12 protein-coding genes are annotated in these 15,633 nt (G+C 72.1%); 4 read left to right on the forward strand and 8 right to left on the reverse strand.

Annotated elements, in window-relative coordinates; translation table 11 throughout:
* Positions 1–138 precede the first annotated feature (138 nt).
* Positions 139–978: a DUF4190 domain-containing protein gene (locus tag ACZ45E_RS19075; RefSeq protein WP_468222087.1), complete on the forward strand. Its 840-nt coding sequence runs from the start codon at positions 139–141 to the stop codon at positions 976–978.
* 42 nt (positions 979–1,020) lie between these two features.
* On the opposite strand, the gene ACZ45E_RS19080 is transcribed toward ACZ45E_RS19075, so the two are convergent.
* The 6 genes from ACZ45E_RS19080 to ACZ45E_RS19105 form a co-directional block, all read right to left on the reverse strand.
* On the reverse strand, positions 1,021–1,785 hold the full coding sequence (locus ACZ45E_RS19080; RefSeq protein WP_468222089.1) for a GNAT family N-acetyltransferase: 765 nt from the start codon (positions 1,783–1,785) through the stop codon (positions 1,021–1,023).
* Positions 1,786–1,789: 4 nt separating this feature from the next.
* Positions 1,790–2,476, reverse strand: coding sequence for an HNH endonuclease family protein (locus ACZ45E_RS19085; protein WP_468222330.1), 687 nt, complete (start codon positions 2,474–2,476; stop codon positions 1,790–1,792).
* A gap of 95 nt (positions 2,477–2,571) precedes the next feature.
* Entirely contained in the window at positions 2,572–3,432 is an 861-nt protein-coding gene (locus ACZ45E_RS19090; protein ID WP_468222090.1) for an SCO6745 family protein, read from the reverse strand.
* Positions 3,433–3,533: 101 nt separating this feature from the next.
* Complete coding sequence (gene mfd / locus ACZ45E_RS19095) at positions 3,534–7,067, reverse strand: transcription-repair coupling factor (protein ID WP_468222091.1); 3,534 nt, start codon at positions 7,065–7,067, stop codon at positions 3,534–3,536.
* A gap of 442 nt (positions 7,068–7,509) precedes the next feature.
* Positions 7,510–10,098 (reverse strand): ABC transporter permease, encoded by a 2,589-nt coding sequence (locus ACZ45E_RS19100; RefSeq protein WP_468222093.1) that lies wholly within the window; start codon positions 10,096–10,098, stop codon positions 7,510–7,512.
* A complete protein-coding gene (locus ACZ45E_RS19105) occupies positions 10,095–10,868 on the reverse strand; it encodes an ABC transporter ATP-binding protein (RefSeq protein ID WP_468222095.1) in 774 nt (257 codons plus the stop codon). The genes ACZ45E_RS19100 and ACZ45E_RS19105 overlap by 4 nt, the downstream gene beginning before the upstream one ends.
* 473 nt (positions 10,869–11,341) lie before the next feature.
* Between ACZ45E_RS19105 and ACZ45E_RS19110 the strand changes: the two genes are divergently transcribed.
* Together ACZ45E_RS19110 and ACZ45E_RS19115 are read left to right on the forward strand one after the other, a co-directional pair.
* Positions 11,342–11,743 carry a DUF485 domain-containing protein gene (locus tag ACZ45E_RS19110; RefSeq protein WP_468222096.1) on the forward strand — a complete coding sequence of 134 codons (402 nt, stop codon included), beginning with the start codon at positions 11,342–11,344 and terminating at the stop codon, positions 11,741–11,743.
* The gene (locus ACZ45E_RS19115) at positions 11,740–13,371 is read left to right on the forward strand and encodes a sodium/solute symporter (RefSeq protein ID WP_468222098.1); all 1,632 of its coding nucleotides are present in this window, start codon (positions 11,740–11,742) and stop codon (positions 13,369–13,371) included. The genes ACZ45E_RS19110 and ACZ45E_RS19115 overlap by 4 nt, the downstream gene beginning before the upstream one ends.
* 13 nt (positions 13,372–13,384) lie before the next feature.
* Here the strand turns inward: ACZ45E_RS19115 and def are convergent, their stop codons facing one another.
* Positions 13,385–13,984 carry a peptide deformylase gene (def, locus tag ACZ45E_RS19120; RefSeq protein ID WP_468222099.1) on the reverse strand — a complete coding sequence of 200 codons (600 nt, stop codon included), beginning with the start codon at positions 13,982–13,984 and terminating at the stop codon, positions 13,385–13,387.
* Between the two features lie 68 nt (positions 13,985–14,052).
* On the opposite strand from def, the gene ACZ45E_RS19125 reads away from it, so the two are divergent.
* Entirely contained in the window at positions 14,053–14,523 is a 471-nt protein-coding gene (locus ACZ45E_RS19125) for an ArsR/SmtB family transcription factor (RefSeq protein ID WP_468222100.1), read from the forward strand.
* Between the two features lie 127 nt (positions 14,524–14,650).
* On the opposite strand, the gene ACZ45E_RS19130 is transcribed toward ACZ45E_RS19125, so the two are convergent.
* Positions 14,651–15,550: a cellulose-binding protein gene (locus tag ACZ45E_RS19130; protein WP_468222101.1), complete on the reverse strand. Its 900-nt coding sequence runs from the start codon at positions 15,548–15,550 to the stop codon at positions 14,651–14,653.
* Between the last annotated feature and the right edge of the window lie 83 nt (positions 15,551–15,633).

A 15,633-nucleotide genomic window follows, 5' to 3' on the forward strand; every position in this document is an offset into this window, starting at 1 on the left:
GGGTTCACATGTACACACGGATCAATGCGCGTGAACGCGGTTGACTCGGTTCACACGCTGTGGTCTGCTTAACCCAGCCAACCGCCGGATACACAGAAAGCCGGGGGGAGGTTGGCGTCTCTCATCTCGGAGGAATCCATGTCCCAGACCCAGCAGCAGCCGCAGTACCCGCCGTTCCAGCCGCAGCAGCCGCAGCAGGTCGCGCGGAACGGGCTGGGGACGGCGGCGCTGATCCTCGGCGTCATCGGCGCGCTGTCCGGCCTCGTCCCGATCCTGTTCTGGCTGGCCGGCATCCTCGGCGTGGTCGCTCTGATCCTGGGCCTGACGGGCCGCGGCCGGGCCAAGCGCGGTGAGGCGACGAACAAGGGCGTGGCGCTGACCGGCGTGATCCTCGCGCTGGCCTCTCTCGGCCTCGCGGTCTTCGGCGCGTACACCACGTTCAAGGCCGTCGACGACGCGGTCGACGAGATCAACAAGTCGGTGTCGGACACCAAGCCCAAGGACACGAAGACGTCCGGCGACGCGAAGGACACGGACACCTCCGACGCCGGCACGTCCGACGCGGACGCGGAGAAGCCCGACGCCGGCAAGGCCCTCGAAGCGGGTGACTCCGTGATCTACGACGACGACCTGACGGTGACGGTGTCGAACGCGGTGGCGTACAGCCCGAGCGAGTACGCGGCGGGCCACACCGCGGGCAACCACGCCTACAAGGTCACCGTCACGGTCACCAACGACAGCAAGGAGAAGTTCGACTCGTCCCTGCTCAGCGCCGGTGCCCGCGCCGGCAAGGACGGGGTCGACGCCGAGCAGGTCTTCGACGAGAAGGTCGGCACAGGCTTCGACGGCACGATCCTGCCGGGCAAGAAGGCCACGGTCGTCTACGCCTTCGACGCGCCGGCCGCCGCCAAGAACCTGACCGTCGAGGTCACGCCCAGCTTCGAGTACAACGCCTCGCAGTGGGACCTGAAGCTGTAGCCGTCGGCCACAGCCCCGGGGACCCTCGGATGCGGCACGCGCTCACAGCGCGTGCCGCATCCACACGTTCGGCTCGACGTACGCGGCATGGTCGTGCTCCGGCTCGCACCGCACCGGCACCAGAGCCCCGGGCACCTCGACGGGGCCCGCGGTGTCGAAGGGGAGCCCGGTCCAGGCACGCCACTGCGCCAGCGACCCGGACACGGCCATCGAGGCCGGGGCGACCTTGTCGATGACGGCCCCCGCGCGCGCGTGCACGCGCAGCCACGGGTCGCCCGGCAGACCGTCCGACTCCCGTACCCGATACGCGTACTCGCTCATCGGCACGGCCGGTTCCAGGTGCTTGGCGCTGGGCCGCACGGGTGCGACGACCTCGCGGAAACCCCGGCCCCGCGCGTTCTCCCGCATGGCCGCGAGCATCCGGCCCGACAGACCCCTGCCCTGCATGGCGGGCACGACCGTGATCTCGATGGCGCTGACCGTGTCCGGGGCGCGGCCGCTCTCCCGGTCGGCGAACGCCCATTGCAGCACCTGGTCCCAGCCCCGGTCCGGCAGCTGCCCGCGCCCTTCGACGTGCAGGGCGAACGGCACGCTGAAGCCCCGGGCCACGACCGCGCCGCCGGCGTCGGTGGCGACGAGCACGTACTCGGGCAGCTCGTCGCGGACCCGGGGCATCAGCAGCACGGCGACCGGGTCCTGCACGGCGAAGACCGGCCAGTTGTCCGGCATCCCCCACATCGGCGCGGCGAGTTCGGGCCGCTCCGCGAGGGTGGTGACGGTCAGATCGGTTGCGGGCTGCGTTTTCATACCGTCATCGTGCATGGAACCGCGGCGGCGCCGCAGTCGGATTTCCGCCGGTGGGCAGCTTCTGGCCCGGGCAGGTGCGGAGCACCTTCTTCATGGCGTCCCGCTCGGCGGCCGTCACCCACACCTCGTACTTCTGCTTCACCGCGACCTGACCGGCGACATACGTACACCGGTAGCCCTTGTTGGGCGGCAGCCAGGTGGCCGTGTCCCCGTCCCCCTTGCTGCGGTTGGGGGACGCGTCCACGGCGAGCAGGTTCAGCGGGTCGTTGGCGAACGCGATGCGCTTCGCCGGCTTCCACTGGAAGGCGCCCTTCTGCCAGGCGTCCGACAGGGCGACGAGGTGATCGATGTCGACCTTGCTGCGCCCGCGCGCGAACGCGATGTCCTTGCCGCCGTAGGGGTCGGGGGCGAGGGTGCCGGAGACGACCTTGCACTCCCCGTCCGCGTAGTGGACGGAGGTGAGGTCTCGCTTGAGGATGTCGTCGCGGGTGTCGCACCTGTTGGAGTCGGTGTCCGCCCACGCGCTGCCGAATCGTTCCCGCGCGTACCCGGTCTTGGGCGCGCGGCCCTTGACCGTGAGCCCGTCGACGGCGGCGAGCGCGCTGCCCGCCTTGCCCTGGGGCTCCGGCCCCGCCTCGCCACCCGCCCTGTCCGTCTCGGCCTTGCAGCCGGTGACGGCCACCGCGGCCATCAGCACGGCGGCCGCTCCTCGCCCAGCGCCTCGCAGCACGGCACTACCTCCCCTTTTGGTCGCCTTCGGCCTCGGTCACCGTATCGGAAGCATGATCACACTTTGCCGATACCCAGTGTCGTCACGGTCGGCAACAGCCCCGCGCCGAGGACCGTCACCCACAACGGGCCGAGCAGCTCCGCGAGTTCGGCGGTGGACTCGGCGCCGAGCGCCCGCCAGGGAGCGGCGGCGAGGGCGTCGGTGCGGGACTCCACCTCGGCCCGCAGGGCGCGCCCCGCGTCGGTGGCGAGCCCCTCGCCGTCCAACAGGCCGCGCTTTTCGAGGCGTTGGCGTGCGGCGGACCACTCCTCGTCGGACCAGCCGCGGCTCGCGAAGTTCGCGGCCGGGGCCGCCCCGACCGCCGCGAACGACACGAGCGCCTCGACCGGGTCGAGTTCCGCGGCGAGCAGTGCGGCGAGGTGGCCGTCGCCGCGGTGCTCGCGCAGCACGGTCGCCGCCTGCCAGAGGGCCAGGTGCGGGGCGTCGGGCCAGGGCAGTTCGGCGTTGGCGGCGGCCAGCGGGCGGCCCTCCACGTTCACGGCCTCGGCGGCGCGCCGGGCGAGGGCCGCGGCGCGCGCCACCTCGGGGGTGTCGAGCGCGTCGCCGAAGAGCGAGCGGTAGGCCCGGTCGATACCGCGCGACCGCGCCGCCAGAACGTCCGCGGGCGACGCCACCTTCCAGGCGCCGGGTATGTGCCCGGCGACCGTGTCCGGGCTGAAGCTGTAGAACGCGGAGGCGACGCGCCGGGCGCCGGCCGCGCCCAGCGGGGCCGAGCGCCACGCGAAGTAGCTCGGCCAGCGCTCCTCCACCTCGTAGCCGAGCGCGCCCGCTTCCGCGTAGACCTCGGGCGCGTAGTAGAGCACCGCGTGCAGCGGCTCCAGCAGGTGCCACATCCGGCGGGTCTCGGCGTCGGTCATGGTGGTGTCCCCTCCCCTGATCGGTGTCCACGGCGGAGGGTCCCGCCGTGGACACCATGAACGCCACCACACTTCCCGCCTCCGCGGGGCGGGAACAGGTGCTACGACCCCAGGATCGAGGTGAGGAACTCGCCGACCCAGGAGAGCAACTCCCGCCCGACCAACGGCTTTCCGCCCACTTTCGCCGTCTTCGGACGCGGCACGAGGACCTGGTGCGAGGCCGCCTTGATGACCGTGCCCGGGTAGAGCCGCTTGAGGCGCAGCTCCTGCGACTCCCTCAACTCCACCGGCGCGAAACGGATGTTGTTGCCCTGGAGCACGATATCGCCGACCGCGCACGCCCGCGCGAGCATCCGCAGCCCGGCGACGAGCAGCAGGTTCTCGACCGGCTCCGGGAGCTTGCCGTAACGGTCGGTCAGCTCCTCGCGGACCTGCCGGACGTCGTCCTCGGTGGTGGCAGAGGCGATGGCGCGGTACGCCTGGAGCCGCAGCCGCTCGCCGGGCGCGTAGTCGTGCGGGACGTGCGCGTCGACCGGGAGCTCGATCTTGACCTCCAGCGGCGGCTCCTCCTCCACGCCGCCCTCGATGGACGCGCGGTAGTCCGCGACGGCCTCACCGACCATGCGTACGTAGAGGTCGAAGCCGACGCCCGCGATGTGGCCGGACTGTTCGCCGCCGAGCAGGTTGCCCGCGCCGCGGATCTCCAGGTCCTTCATCGCGACGTACATGCCCGCGCCCATCTCGGTGTGCTGGGCGATGGTCGCGAGCCGTTCGTGGGCCGTCTCCGTCAGGGGCTTCTCCGGCGGGTACAGGAAGTAGGCGTAGCCGCGCTCCCGGCCGCGGCCGACGCGGCCGCGCAACTGGTGGAGCTGGGAGAGGCCGAAGTTGTCGCCGCGCTCCACGATGAGCGTGTTGGCGTTGGAGATGTCGATGCCGGACTCGACGATCGTCGTCGAGACGAGGACGTCGAACTTCTTCTCCCAGAAGTCCACCACGACCTGTTCCAGGGCCTGTTCGGACATCTGGCCGTGGGCCGTCGCGATCCGGGCCTCCGGGACGATGGCGCGGAGCCTGGCCGTCGCCCGGTCGATGGACTCGACCCGGTTGTGGATGTAGAAGACCTGTCCCTCGCGCAGCAGTTCGCGGCGGACGGCCGCGCCGATCTGCTTCTCCTCGTACGGGCCGACGAAGGTGAGGACCGGATGGCGCTCCTCGGGCGGCGTGGTGATCGTCGACATCTCACGGATGCCGGTCACCGCCATTTCGAGCGTACGGGGGATTGGGGTGGCGGACATGGTCAGTACGTCCACGTTGGCGCGGAGCTTCTTCAGCTGCTCCTTGTGCTCGACGCCGAACCGCTGCTCCTCGTCGACGATGACCAGGCCCAGGTCCTTGAACTTGGTCTCGGAGGAGAAGAGGCGGTGGGTGCCGATGACGATGTCGACGGAGCCGTCGCGGAGCCCTTCGAGCGTCGCCCTGGACTCGGTGTCGGACTGGAAGCGGCTCAACGCCCGGACGCTGACCGGGAACTGGGCGTACCGCTCGGAGAACGTGCCGAAGTGCTGCTGCACGAGGAGCGTCGTGGGCACGAGGACCGCGACCTGCTTGCCGTCCTGGACGGCCTTGAAGGCGGCGCGGACCGCGATCTCGGTCTTGCCGTAGCCGACGTCGCCACAGATCAGGCGGTCCATCGGGACCGTCTTCTCCATGTCCTCCTTGACCTCGGCGATCGTGGTGAGCTGGTCGGGCGTCTCCACGTACGGGAACGCGTCCTCCAGCTCCCGCTGCCAGGGCGTGTCCGCGCCGAAGGCGTGGCCGGGGGCGGCCATGCGCGCGCTGTACAGCTTGATCAGGTCGGCGGCGATCTCCTTGACCGCCTTCTTGGCGCGCGCCTTCGTCTTGGTCCAGTCGGCGCCGCCCAGGCGGTGCAGGGTCGGGGACTCGCCGCCGACGTACTTGGTGATCTGCTCCAGCTGGTCCGTGGGGATGTAGAGGCGGTCGCCGGGCTGGCCGCGCTTGGCGGGCGCGTACTCGACGACGAGGTACTCGCGGGTCGCGCCCTGGACCGTGCGCTGCACCATCTCGATGTAGCGGCCCACGCCGTGCTGCTCGTGCACGATGTAGTCGCCGGACTCCAGGGTGAGCGGGTCGATGGTCTTGCGGCGCCGCGCGGGCATCCGCTGACCGTCCTTGCCGGCGGTGCGCTGGCCGGTGAGGTCGGTCTCGGTGAGGACGGCGAGCTTCAACCCGGGGTCGACGAAGCCCACTTCGAGGCAGCCGCAGGAGACCTGCACCACGGAGGGGGCGAGCTGGTCGAGCTCCTTGTCGAGGCGGGCGGCGATGCCCTCGCCGCCGAGCACCTCGACGGTACGGGCCGCGGGGCCGTGCCCCTCGGTGACGTAGACCGTGCGCCAGCCGTCGGCGAGCCAGCCCTTGGTGTCGGCCAGCGCCTTCGCGGTGTCGCCCCGGTACGACTCGGGGGCGTGCATGCCGAGCTGGAGCGTGTCCGCGTCCGAACCCGCGGCGTCGGCGGCGAACGGCGACACCGACCACCACATCATGCCAAGCTCGCGCGCCCGCTCCCGGACGTCCGCGATCCCCCACAGCGAGGCCGCGCCCACGTCGATGGGGGCCTCGCCGCCGGTCGCCGACGCCGCCCAGGACGCCTGGAGGAACTCGTGCGAGGTCGCGACGAGGTCGGCGGCGCGGGAGCGCACCCGCTCGGGGTCGCAGACGAGCGCCATCGAGTCCTTGGGCAGTACGTCGAGCAGCAGCTCCATGTCGTCGACGAGGACGGGCGCGAGGGACTCCATGCCCTCGACCGCGATGCCCTCGGCGATCTTGCCGAGCAGCTCGCCCAGCTCCGGGTGCTCCTCGGCGAGAGCCGCCGCCCTGGCCCGCACGTCGGCGGTGAGCAGCAGCTCCCGGCAGGGCGGGGCCCACAGGCCGTGCTCGGCGATCTCCAGGGAGCGCTGGTCGGCGACCTTGAAGTAGCGGATCTCCTCGACGTCGTCGCCCCAGAACTCGACGCGCAGCGGGTGTTCCTCGGTCGGCGGGAAGACGTCGAGGATGCCGCCGCGCACCGCGAACTCGCCGCGCTTCTCGACGAGTTCGACCCGGGCGTAGGCGGCCGCGGCCAGCGCCTCGACGGTCTCGTCCAGGTCGGCGCTCTGCCCGCTGCGCAGGGCGACGGGCTCCAGGTCGCCGAGCCCCTTGACCTGCGGCTGGAGGACCGAGCGGACGGGCGCGACGACGACGGAGACCGGGCCGGTCTCGGGGTCGTCCTCACGGGGGTGCGCGAGGCGGCGCAGCACGGCGAGGCGGCGGCCCACGGTGTCGGAGCGCGGGGAGAGCCGCTCGTGCGGCAGCGTCTCCCACGACGGGTACTCCACGATCCGGTCCTCGGGGAGCAGGGAGCGCAGCGCGGCGGCCAGGTCCTCGGCCTCGCGGCCGGTGGCGGTGACCGCGAGGACGGTCCGCTTCGTCTCGCGGGCGAGGGCGGCCACGGTGAAGGGGCGGGACGCGGGCGGCCCCACGAGGTCGATGTGCATGCGGTTGCCGTCACCGGCGGCCTTCACCGCTTCGGTGAGGGCCGCGTCCTTGACGACGGCGTCGAGCAGTCCGTACAGGCTCATGGGTGGGGCTTGGCCTTTCCCGCCGGGGTGGGCAACGCAAGAGGCCCGACACGTCGAACGGGCCGGGGTTCTCCAGGGTACGTCGCGCGGGGGGCTGTCGCCCGATCGAGGGACGGCGTCCAGGGGGTGTCACCGAGCGGCTGGGCGGGGCCCGGTCCGACCCCGGGCAGGCGGCGGGCACGTCGGCGGACGTGCCGGACGGGGAGGCCGCCGAGCGGCCCGGTCCCGGCCAGGTGATGCCTCGCTGCCCGGGTCCGTCGAGCGGCCCCTCCAGGCCGGAGTGACACCCGTCCGGTCGGCCACGCGCGACACCGTCGTGGCTGGTCGCGCAGTTCCCCGCGCCCCTGGGGCAGGCGGCTGCGCCACAGCCCCACTGCTCCGGCAGCACAACAGAAGGCCCCGGGACCAACCTGTCCCGGGGCCTTTCGCTCGACCGGCGGAGCTAATCCGTCGCGATCGCGTTCAGTACGTTCATCCGGCCCGCCCTGAACGCCGGCACGAGCGCCGCGAACAGGCCCACGAAGGCCGAGGCGATGAAGACCGCGATGATCGTCGGCCAGGGGATCTCCAGGACGCCGAGACCTTCCAGGGCCAGGAGTTTCTGGGCCGTGGCGCCCCAGCCCATGCCGAGCCCGAGGCCGAGCAGGGCGCCGAAGAGGGCGATGACCACCGACTCCAGACGGATCATGCGGCGCAGCTGGCGGCGGGAGAGGCCGATGGCGCGCATCAGGCCGATCTCGCGGGTCCGCTCCACCACCGACAGGGCGAGGGTGTTCACGACGCCGAGCACCGCGACGATGATCGCGAGGGCGAGGAGCCCGTAGATCATGTTGAGGAGCTGGCCGATCTGGTCCTTGAGGGTCTGCTTGTAGTCGGTCTGGTCCTTGACCTTGACGGTCGGGTCGGCGGCGACGGATGCCTTGAGCTGCTTGTACGCCTGGTCGGCCTTGCCGTCGGTGGCCTTGGCGAACATCATCCCGTTCAGCGGGACCCGGTCCGCCGGCAGGTACTGGGCGGCCGTCGCGACGTTCGTGTACATCGCGCCCTTGTCGAAGACCGTGTCGTCCGAGGTGATCGCCGCGATCTTCAGCTTCGCGGTCCGTCCGTGATCGAAGGCGACGGTCATCGTGTCGCCGACCTTGACGGCGTTCTTCTTGGCGAACTCGGACCCCACCGACATGGCGTTCTTCCCGTACGCCGCCTTCAGCTCGCCGGAGGTGGTCTCGCGCCGCAGGTCCTGGGCGTAGGACGGACTGGCCGCGGCCAGTTCCTCCTCCTCCTTCGTGCCGGCCGGGGTGGTGAGCGTCGCCTTGACGAACTTGACCTCGGTGACGTGGGCGATGTCGCCGGAGGCCGTGGCCTTCTTCAGGGCCGCGGCGGCCTGCGGCGTGATGACGCCGTTGCTGGGTTCGACGATGAAGTCCGCACCGACCGACTTGTCGAGCTGATCGGTGGCCGAGGCGACCATCGAGGAGCCGACGACCGAGAGGCAGGCGACGAGGGCGAGGCCGATCATCAGGGCCGCGCCGGTGGCGCCGGTGCGGCGCGGGTTGCGCAGCGCGTTGCGTTCGGCGAGGCGGCCGACCGGGCCGAAGAAGCGCAGCAGCACCGCGCTGAGCACCCGGACGACGAGCCCGGCGAGGAGCGGGCCGATGACGACGAAGCCGATGAGCGAGGCGACGATGCCGACGCCGAGCCACAGGGAGCCCTGGCTCGCCTTGTCGGCCTGGGTGGCGAGGTAGAGCGCGAAACCGCCGCCGCCGGTGAGGGCGAGCCCGAGCACGGCGCGTACGGCACCGGCCCTGACGTCGGCGGGGGTGCCCGCGTCCCGCAGGGCGGCCATCGGGGAGACCTTGCCGGCCCGGCGCGCGGGCAGGTAGGCGGCGAGGACGGTGACGACGATGCCGAGGAGCAGGCCGATCGCGGGCGTCGTCCACTTCACGGTGAGGTCGTCCGTGGACAGGTCCATGCCCATCGCGGACATCAGCTTCATCAGCCCGACGGCGAGCCCGACACCGGCGGCGACCCCGACGACGGAGCCGACGACGCCGAGCAGCAGCGCCTCGACCAGGACCGAGCGGTTGACCTGCTTGCGGGAGGAGCCGATCGCCCGCATCAGGCCGATCTCGCGGGTGCGCTGCGCGACCAGCATCGAGAACGTGTTGATGATCAGGAAGATGCCGACGAGGAACGCGATCCCGGCGAAGCCGAGCAGCGCGTACTTGATGACGTCCATGAAGGAGGAGACGTCGGAGGCGTTGGCGTCCGCGGCCTCCTGCTGCGTCTGGATCTTGTACGCGGTGCCGGCGGAGAGTTCGGCGGCGACGTTCCGCTTGAGCTGGATGTCGCTGACGCCGGCCGCGGCGGTGGCGCTGATCTGGGTGAACCGGCCGGTGGCGCCGATGAGTTCGCGCTGGGCGGTGGCGGTGTCGAAGTAGACGACGGCCGCACCCGGGTTGGTGACCGTGAACGAGGCGATGCCGACGATCTTCGCCTTGAAGTCACCGGTGGCGGCGATGGTGCGCAGTTCGTCGCCGAGCTTCAGGTGGTGCTTGTCCGCGGTGTCGGAGTCGACCATGAGCTGGGTCGGGCCGCGCGGCGCGTGCCCGGAGGTGATCTCCATGGAGCGGAGGTCGTTCTTCGTCCAGTTGCCCGCGATGGTGGGCCCGCCGCTCTCGGACCCCATGTTCTTGTTGTGGGAGTCGACGACGGTCACGTCCATCGAACTGATGGCGCCCTCCGCGGACTTGACGCCCTCCGCCTTGCGCACGGCGGCGAGCGCGGACGCGGGCAGCGACTCGGGGCGGCCGGTCGCGGTGCCCTCGGTCCCGGAGTCCTTCGGGCTGACGGAGACGTCGGCGGCGGTGGCCGTGAACAGCTTGTCGAACGTCTTGTCCATCGTGTCCGTGAACACGAGCGTCCCGCAGACGAAGGCGACCGACAGGAGCACGGCGATCGCGGAGAGGGCCATCCGGCCCTTGTGGGCGACGAAGTTGCGCAGCGAGGTCTTCAGCACGGTGTTGGTACTCATGACGTACGCCCCCGGGCGTCGAAGTCCTTCATCCGGTCCAGGACGGCCTCGGCGGTCGGGCGGTGCATCTCGTCGACGATGCGGCCGTCCGCCAGGTACAGGACGCGGTCCGCGTAGGAGGCGGCGACCGGGTCGTGGGTGACCATGACGATGGTCTGGCCGAGCTCGTCCACGGAGCGGCGCAGGAAGCCGAGGACCTCGGAGCCGGCCCGGGAGTCCAGATTGCCGGTGGGCTCGTCGCCGAAGATGATCTCGGGCCGGGCGGCCAGCGCGCGGGCCACGGCGACGCGCTGCTGCTGGCCGCCGGAGAGCTGGGTGGGCCGGTGCTTGAGCCGCCCGGCGAGCCCGACGGTCTCCACGACCTGCTCCAGCCACTTCCGGTCCGGCTTGCGGCCCGCGATGTCCATGGGCAGCGTGATGTTCTCCAGGGCGTTCAGGGTGGGCAGCAGGTTGAACGACTGGAAGATGAAGCCGATCCGGTCGCGGCGCAGCTGCGTGAGCTTCTTGTCCTTGAGCCCGGTGATCTCCGTCTCGTCGAGGTGGATCTGCCCGGAGGTCACGGTGTCGAGCCCGGCCAGGCAGTGCATCAGCGTCGACTTGCCGGACCCCGACGGGCCCATGATCGCGGTGAACCGGCCGCGTGCGATGTCCACGTCGACCTGGTCGAGCGCGACGACCCGGGTCTCCCCCGACCCGTACGCCTTCACGACCTGCCGCGCCCTCGCGGCGACCGGCGTCCGCCCGCCCGTCTCCCGGCCGTCACCCCTCACCGAGGCACTGCGCGCAGCACCCTCTGAATTGCCCCCGCGCCCGGGATTGGTCACAGCCGTAGTCACGGTTTTTCTCCTATGTCGGTCCCACCCCGCCCGCAGTGGTCTGCGGCACGTCCAAGTCTGGTGACGCGGGGCCCCGGGCGCGCTGGTGGAAGTCACCGTCTTTCCCGGGGGAAAACCCCACCCCTCGACGGTAGGAAGAACCCCCGCCCGGCTCGTCCTCCCGGGGGACGAACGGCCCCCGGTCCGTTGTACGGAGATACCCCTAGGGGAGCTCCACCTCCTGGTGGAGCCCGTCTCGGGGTCGGCTCCACCCGCGCCGCCCGGAGACGGCCCCCCGGGCGTACCGACTGATCGGTTTGCGCAAAGCCTCGCCCAACTCGCCTACCTCCGAGTAACGTTCCGGCTCCTCACGCACTCCCTGCGGTCCGCCCGTCCCCGGCGGACCCGAGCAGCGCAAGGAGAACGGGATGCCGCACCCCTCCCCCGCCTACCGCTCACCGGCCCACCGTCCACCGGCCGGCCGCGCCCCGGCCCACCGGCTCCCCCGCCACCCCGATCTGCCACCGCCCGGCGGTCCGAGCCCCGAGCTGATCCGGCTGCGCACCGCCTACCGCAGGCAGCGCCGCGTCGCCACCCTCACCGCGCTCGGCTACTTCACCCTCTTCCTGTTCCTGTCGGCGTTCGCCCCGGCCGTGATGAACCGCTCCGCCACCGGCGGCCTCTCCACGGGGCTCCTCATCGGGCTCTGCCAACTCCCGGTCAGCTGGGTGGCGTTGATGCTCTACGAGTACACGGCCCGGCGGCGCGTCGACCCGCTCGCCCACCGTCTGCGGCGGCAGGGCAGGCGCCCGGCGGGCGGCGGGCGATGACGGGCCTGTCGCCGGAGTCCATGTCACTGGTGGCCTTCACGGCCGTGGCCACGGTCACGCTCCTGCTCTCCATCGTGACCGGCCCGGACCGCGACGACCTGGAGGAGTTCTGCACGGGCTTCGGCCGGCTGACGCCGATGGGCAACGGCCTGGCCGTCGCGGGCGATTACATCTCGGCGGCGACCGTGCTCGGCACCGGCGGCATCATCGCGCTCATGGGCTACGACGGCGTGGTCCTCGCCCTCAGCACGGCACTCTCCCTGATGCTCCTGATGTTCCTGCTCGCCGAGCCACTGCGCAACGCGGGCCGGTTCACGATGGGCGACGCGCTGGCCCGCCGGATGCCGGGCAGGGCGGTACGCGTCGCCGCCTGCGCCACCACCCTCACCGCCCTCGTCCCCCTCATGCTCGTCCAACTGGCGGGCACCGGCGACCTGCTGGCGTTCCTGCTCGGCTTCACCAGCGAGGGCTTCAAGACCGGCTGCGTGGTCGCCCTCGGCGCGCTGATGATCAGCTATGCGGCGATCGGCGGCATGAGGGGCACCGCCGTCATCCAGATCGTCAAGATGGTGATGCTGCTCGGCTCGGGCGCCGTGGTCGCGGCCCTGATCCTGCACCGCTTCGACTGGAACCCCGGCACACTGCTCGCGGTGGCGGCGCGGCGGAGCGGCGAGGGCCGCGCCTACCTCACCCCGGGCCTGGAGTTCGCGGGCGGCCCCCATCCCCGTACGGACATGATCAGTTCGCAGCTGACGGTGGTCATCGGCGCGGCCTGCCTGCCGCACGTCACCATGCGCATGTACACGGCGCGGCATGCCCGCGAAGTGCGGCGCTCGATGTCCTGGGCGGTCTCGTCGGCGGGTGTCTTCGTCCTCATCATCTCCGTCGTCGGGATCGGCGCGACGGCGCTGCTCGGCCGCGACACCATCGCGGCCGCCGACGCGCAGGGCAACACGGCGTATCTGCTGGGCGCGCGGGCGGCGTTCGGCCCGGCCATGACCACGACCGAGTCGCTGCTCTTCACGACGGTCACGACCGCGCTGTTCCTGACGCTGCTGGCCTCCGTGGCGGGCATGATCCTGGCCTGCGCCAACTCGCTGGCGCACGACGTGTTCGCCTACCGCAGGCGGCAGTTGACCGAGCGCGCGGAGCTGCGGATGGTACGGGTCGCGGCGCTCGCGGTCGGCGCGCCCGCGATCCTCCTGGCCACCCTGGTCCAGCACCGCAACCTGCAACCGCTGGTCACGCTCTCCTTCTGCCTGGGCGCCTCCGCGCTGGCCCCCGCCCTGGTCTACAGCCTCTTCTGGCGCCGCTTCACGCGCGCGGGCCTGCTGTGGACGCTGCTGGGCGGCACGGCGGCGTGCCTGCTCCTGATGACGGGCACCAACCTGGTGTCGGGCTCCCCGTCCTCGGCGTTCCCTGACCGCGACTTCAACTGGTTCCCGTTCACGACGACGGGTCTCGTCTCCGTCCCGCTCGGCTTCCTCCTCGGCTGGCTCGGCACGGTACTGACACCGCCGCACAAGGCCGCGGAGCAGCGGCGGCAGTACGAGGCGGTGGAGGAGTGGATCCTCGCCGGGGCCGTCCGGCAGGAGAGCCCGCGGAGCGTCCCCCGGCCGAACGGCTGACCGCGCGGGACGGTCACTTGCCGAGCCGCTCCGCCGTGGCCGCCCGCCGCGCGAACACCCCGTCCCGCAGCTCCGCCATCTCTCGCAGGGCGTCCTTGCGCTCCCGCTTGCCGAGCCGGTCGATGTAGAGCCGGCCGTGCAGGTGGTCCGTCTCGTGCTGGAGGCAGCGGGCGAAGTAGCCGCGGCCCTCGACGACCAGGTCGTTGCCGTCCTTGTCCTGGCCGCGGACGACCGCGTGATCGGGGCGGGCCAGCGCCTTGTAGGGGCCGGGGACCGACAGGCAGCCCTCCATCTCCTCGACGAGTCTGCGCCCGGCGAGGGGCTCCTCGTCCAGCACGGGGTTCGCGATGTGGCCCACGTGGCGGACGCCCCAGTCGTCCTCGATGTCCCAGACGAAGAGGCGCAGGTCCACATCGACCTGGTTCGCGGCGAGGCCCGCGCCGTGCGCGACATGGTTCGTGGCGAACATGTCGTCGATCAGGCGCGCCAGCTCCGGCGTACCGAACTCCGCGCCGGTGACCGGCTCGCAGGGGCGGTGCAGCACCTCCTCGCCGACCACCGTGATGCGCCGCACGGCGCCCCGCTCGACCTCCGGCCGCAGACCCTCACCCATCGCCCGCCAACTCCTCGCTCCACCTCGGCACTTGACCAACAGCTTTGCAAAGTAGCACCCTTTGCAAAGTGACTGAGGAAGAACTGACCGGACAAGAGGCGACCGCCGAGGCGGACCGGGCCGCACGACCGCTGCCCGACCATCCCGTGCGCATCGCCCTCCTCGACCTGCTGGCCGAGCTCGGCACCGTGACGTCCTCGCAGGCGGCCGCCCGGCTCGGCTACAGCTCGGGGCTGTGCTCGTTCCACCTGCGCCGGCTCGCCCGGCACGGGCTCATCGAGGAGGCCGCGCACCGTGGCGGCCGGGTCCGGCCCTGGCGGCTGCGCTGGGACGACCCGCGGCAACCGGTGCGAGCCGTCGAGCGGTCCGTCGAGACGCTCGTCCACCTGACCCCGGACGAGATGGATCAACTCGCGGCGCGCGTCGAGGAGTTGCTCGCCCCGTACGAGCGCCGCTCCGGCCACCCCGCGGGCGCCGTACCCGTCTCGGCCGTCACCCGGCTGCGCCCGCTGCCCTCACCGGGCGGGGCGGCCACCTGAGCGGGCACCGACGACCGCCGGACGCGACCGGCTCCGGGCCCTGGCCGCGAAGATGCTCACCCCGGGCCCACGCGACGACTGAGCCCAAGGGCGGGACACGCGGCTGCCCGTCGTGCCGCCGACTCCGCTACTCGGCCGCGACCCGTCCCGTCAGGGTCGCCAGGGAGTTCCGTACGTGCTCCATGCGGGCGCGCAGCTCGTCCCGCGCCTCGTCGTGCTCGCGCAGCACCCGCTCCGTCTCCCGGGAGACCTTCTCCTCCCGTGCCCGCGCCCGCGCGAGCAGCTCCGCCGCGGCCGCCTCCGCGTTCTCCTGCCCGTGCCGGGCGGCCTCCCCTGCCTCGGCCAACGCCCGCTGCGCCGCCGCGAGGCGTTCCTCGGCGGCGGCCAGGGCCGCGGTCTCCCGCTCGTCGGCGGCGGCCTCGATCCCGGCGGCCTCCCGCTCGAACGCCTCGGTCCGCTCGCCGTGCTCCCCGGCCTGCTCGGCGAGGAGCCGCTCGGCGCGCTCCCCCGCCTCACGCAGCACGGCGAGGGCCTCGTCGCGTGTCTCCTTCACGTCGCGCCGCGCGGTGCCCCGGATCTCCTCGGCCTGACCCCGGGTCTCCCGCTCCCGCCGCAGGGCCCACGCGTCGGCCTCGCCCAGCACCTCGTCGGCGTGGGCCCGCGCGGCGTCCTTCGCCGCACGCCCGGCCTCGGCGGCGGCCTCGGTGAGGGCGTGGGCCTCGGCCTGCGCCGCGTGCCGTACGGCGGCGGCCTCCTCCTCGGCCAGTTCCAGCAGGTACTGGGCGCGCCTGCCGAGCGTCTCGTAGGTCTGCGGGGCGAGCTGGGCGACGACAGCGCGCAGTCGCTCGGCCTCCGCCTCGCTCTCCTCGGTGAGGGAGGTCAGGCGCGCGGCCCGCTCCCGCGCGTCGTCCCGGGCCCGGTACAGCTCGGCGGCCCGGGCCTCCACCTGCTCGGGGCGGTAACCGCGGCCTCTTACGACGACGAACCCGTACGGCGACGCCGATGACGCGCCTGCTGCACCGCTCATCTCGATCCTCTCCAACCCGTGCGACGTTCTGCGCGATTGGCGCACATCCTTGTGGATCGGGCGGAAGCGTCCGTAACACGACA

The sequence above is a fragment of the Streptomyces sp. NPDC030991 genome, assembly GCF_055571235.1.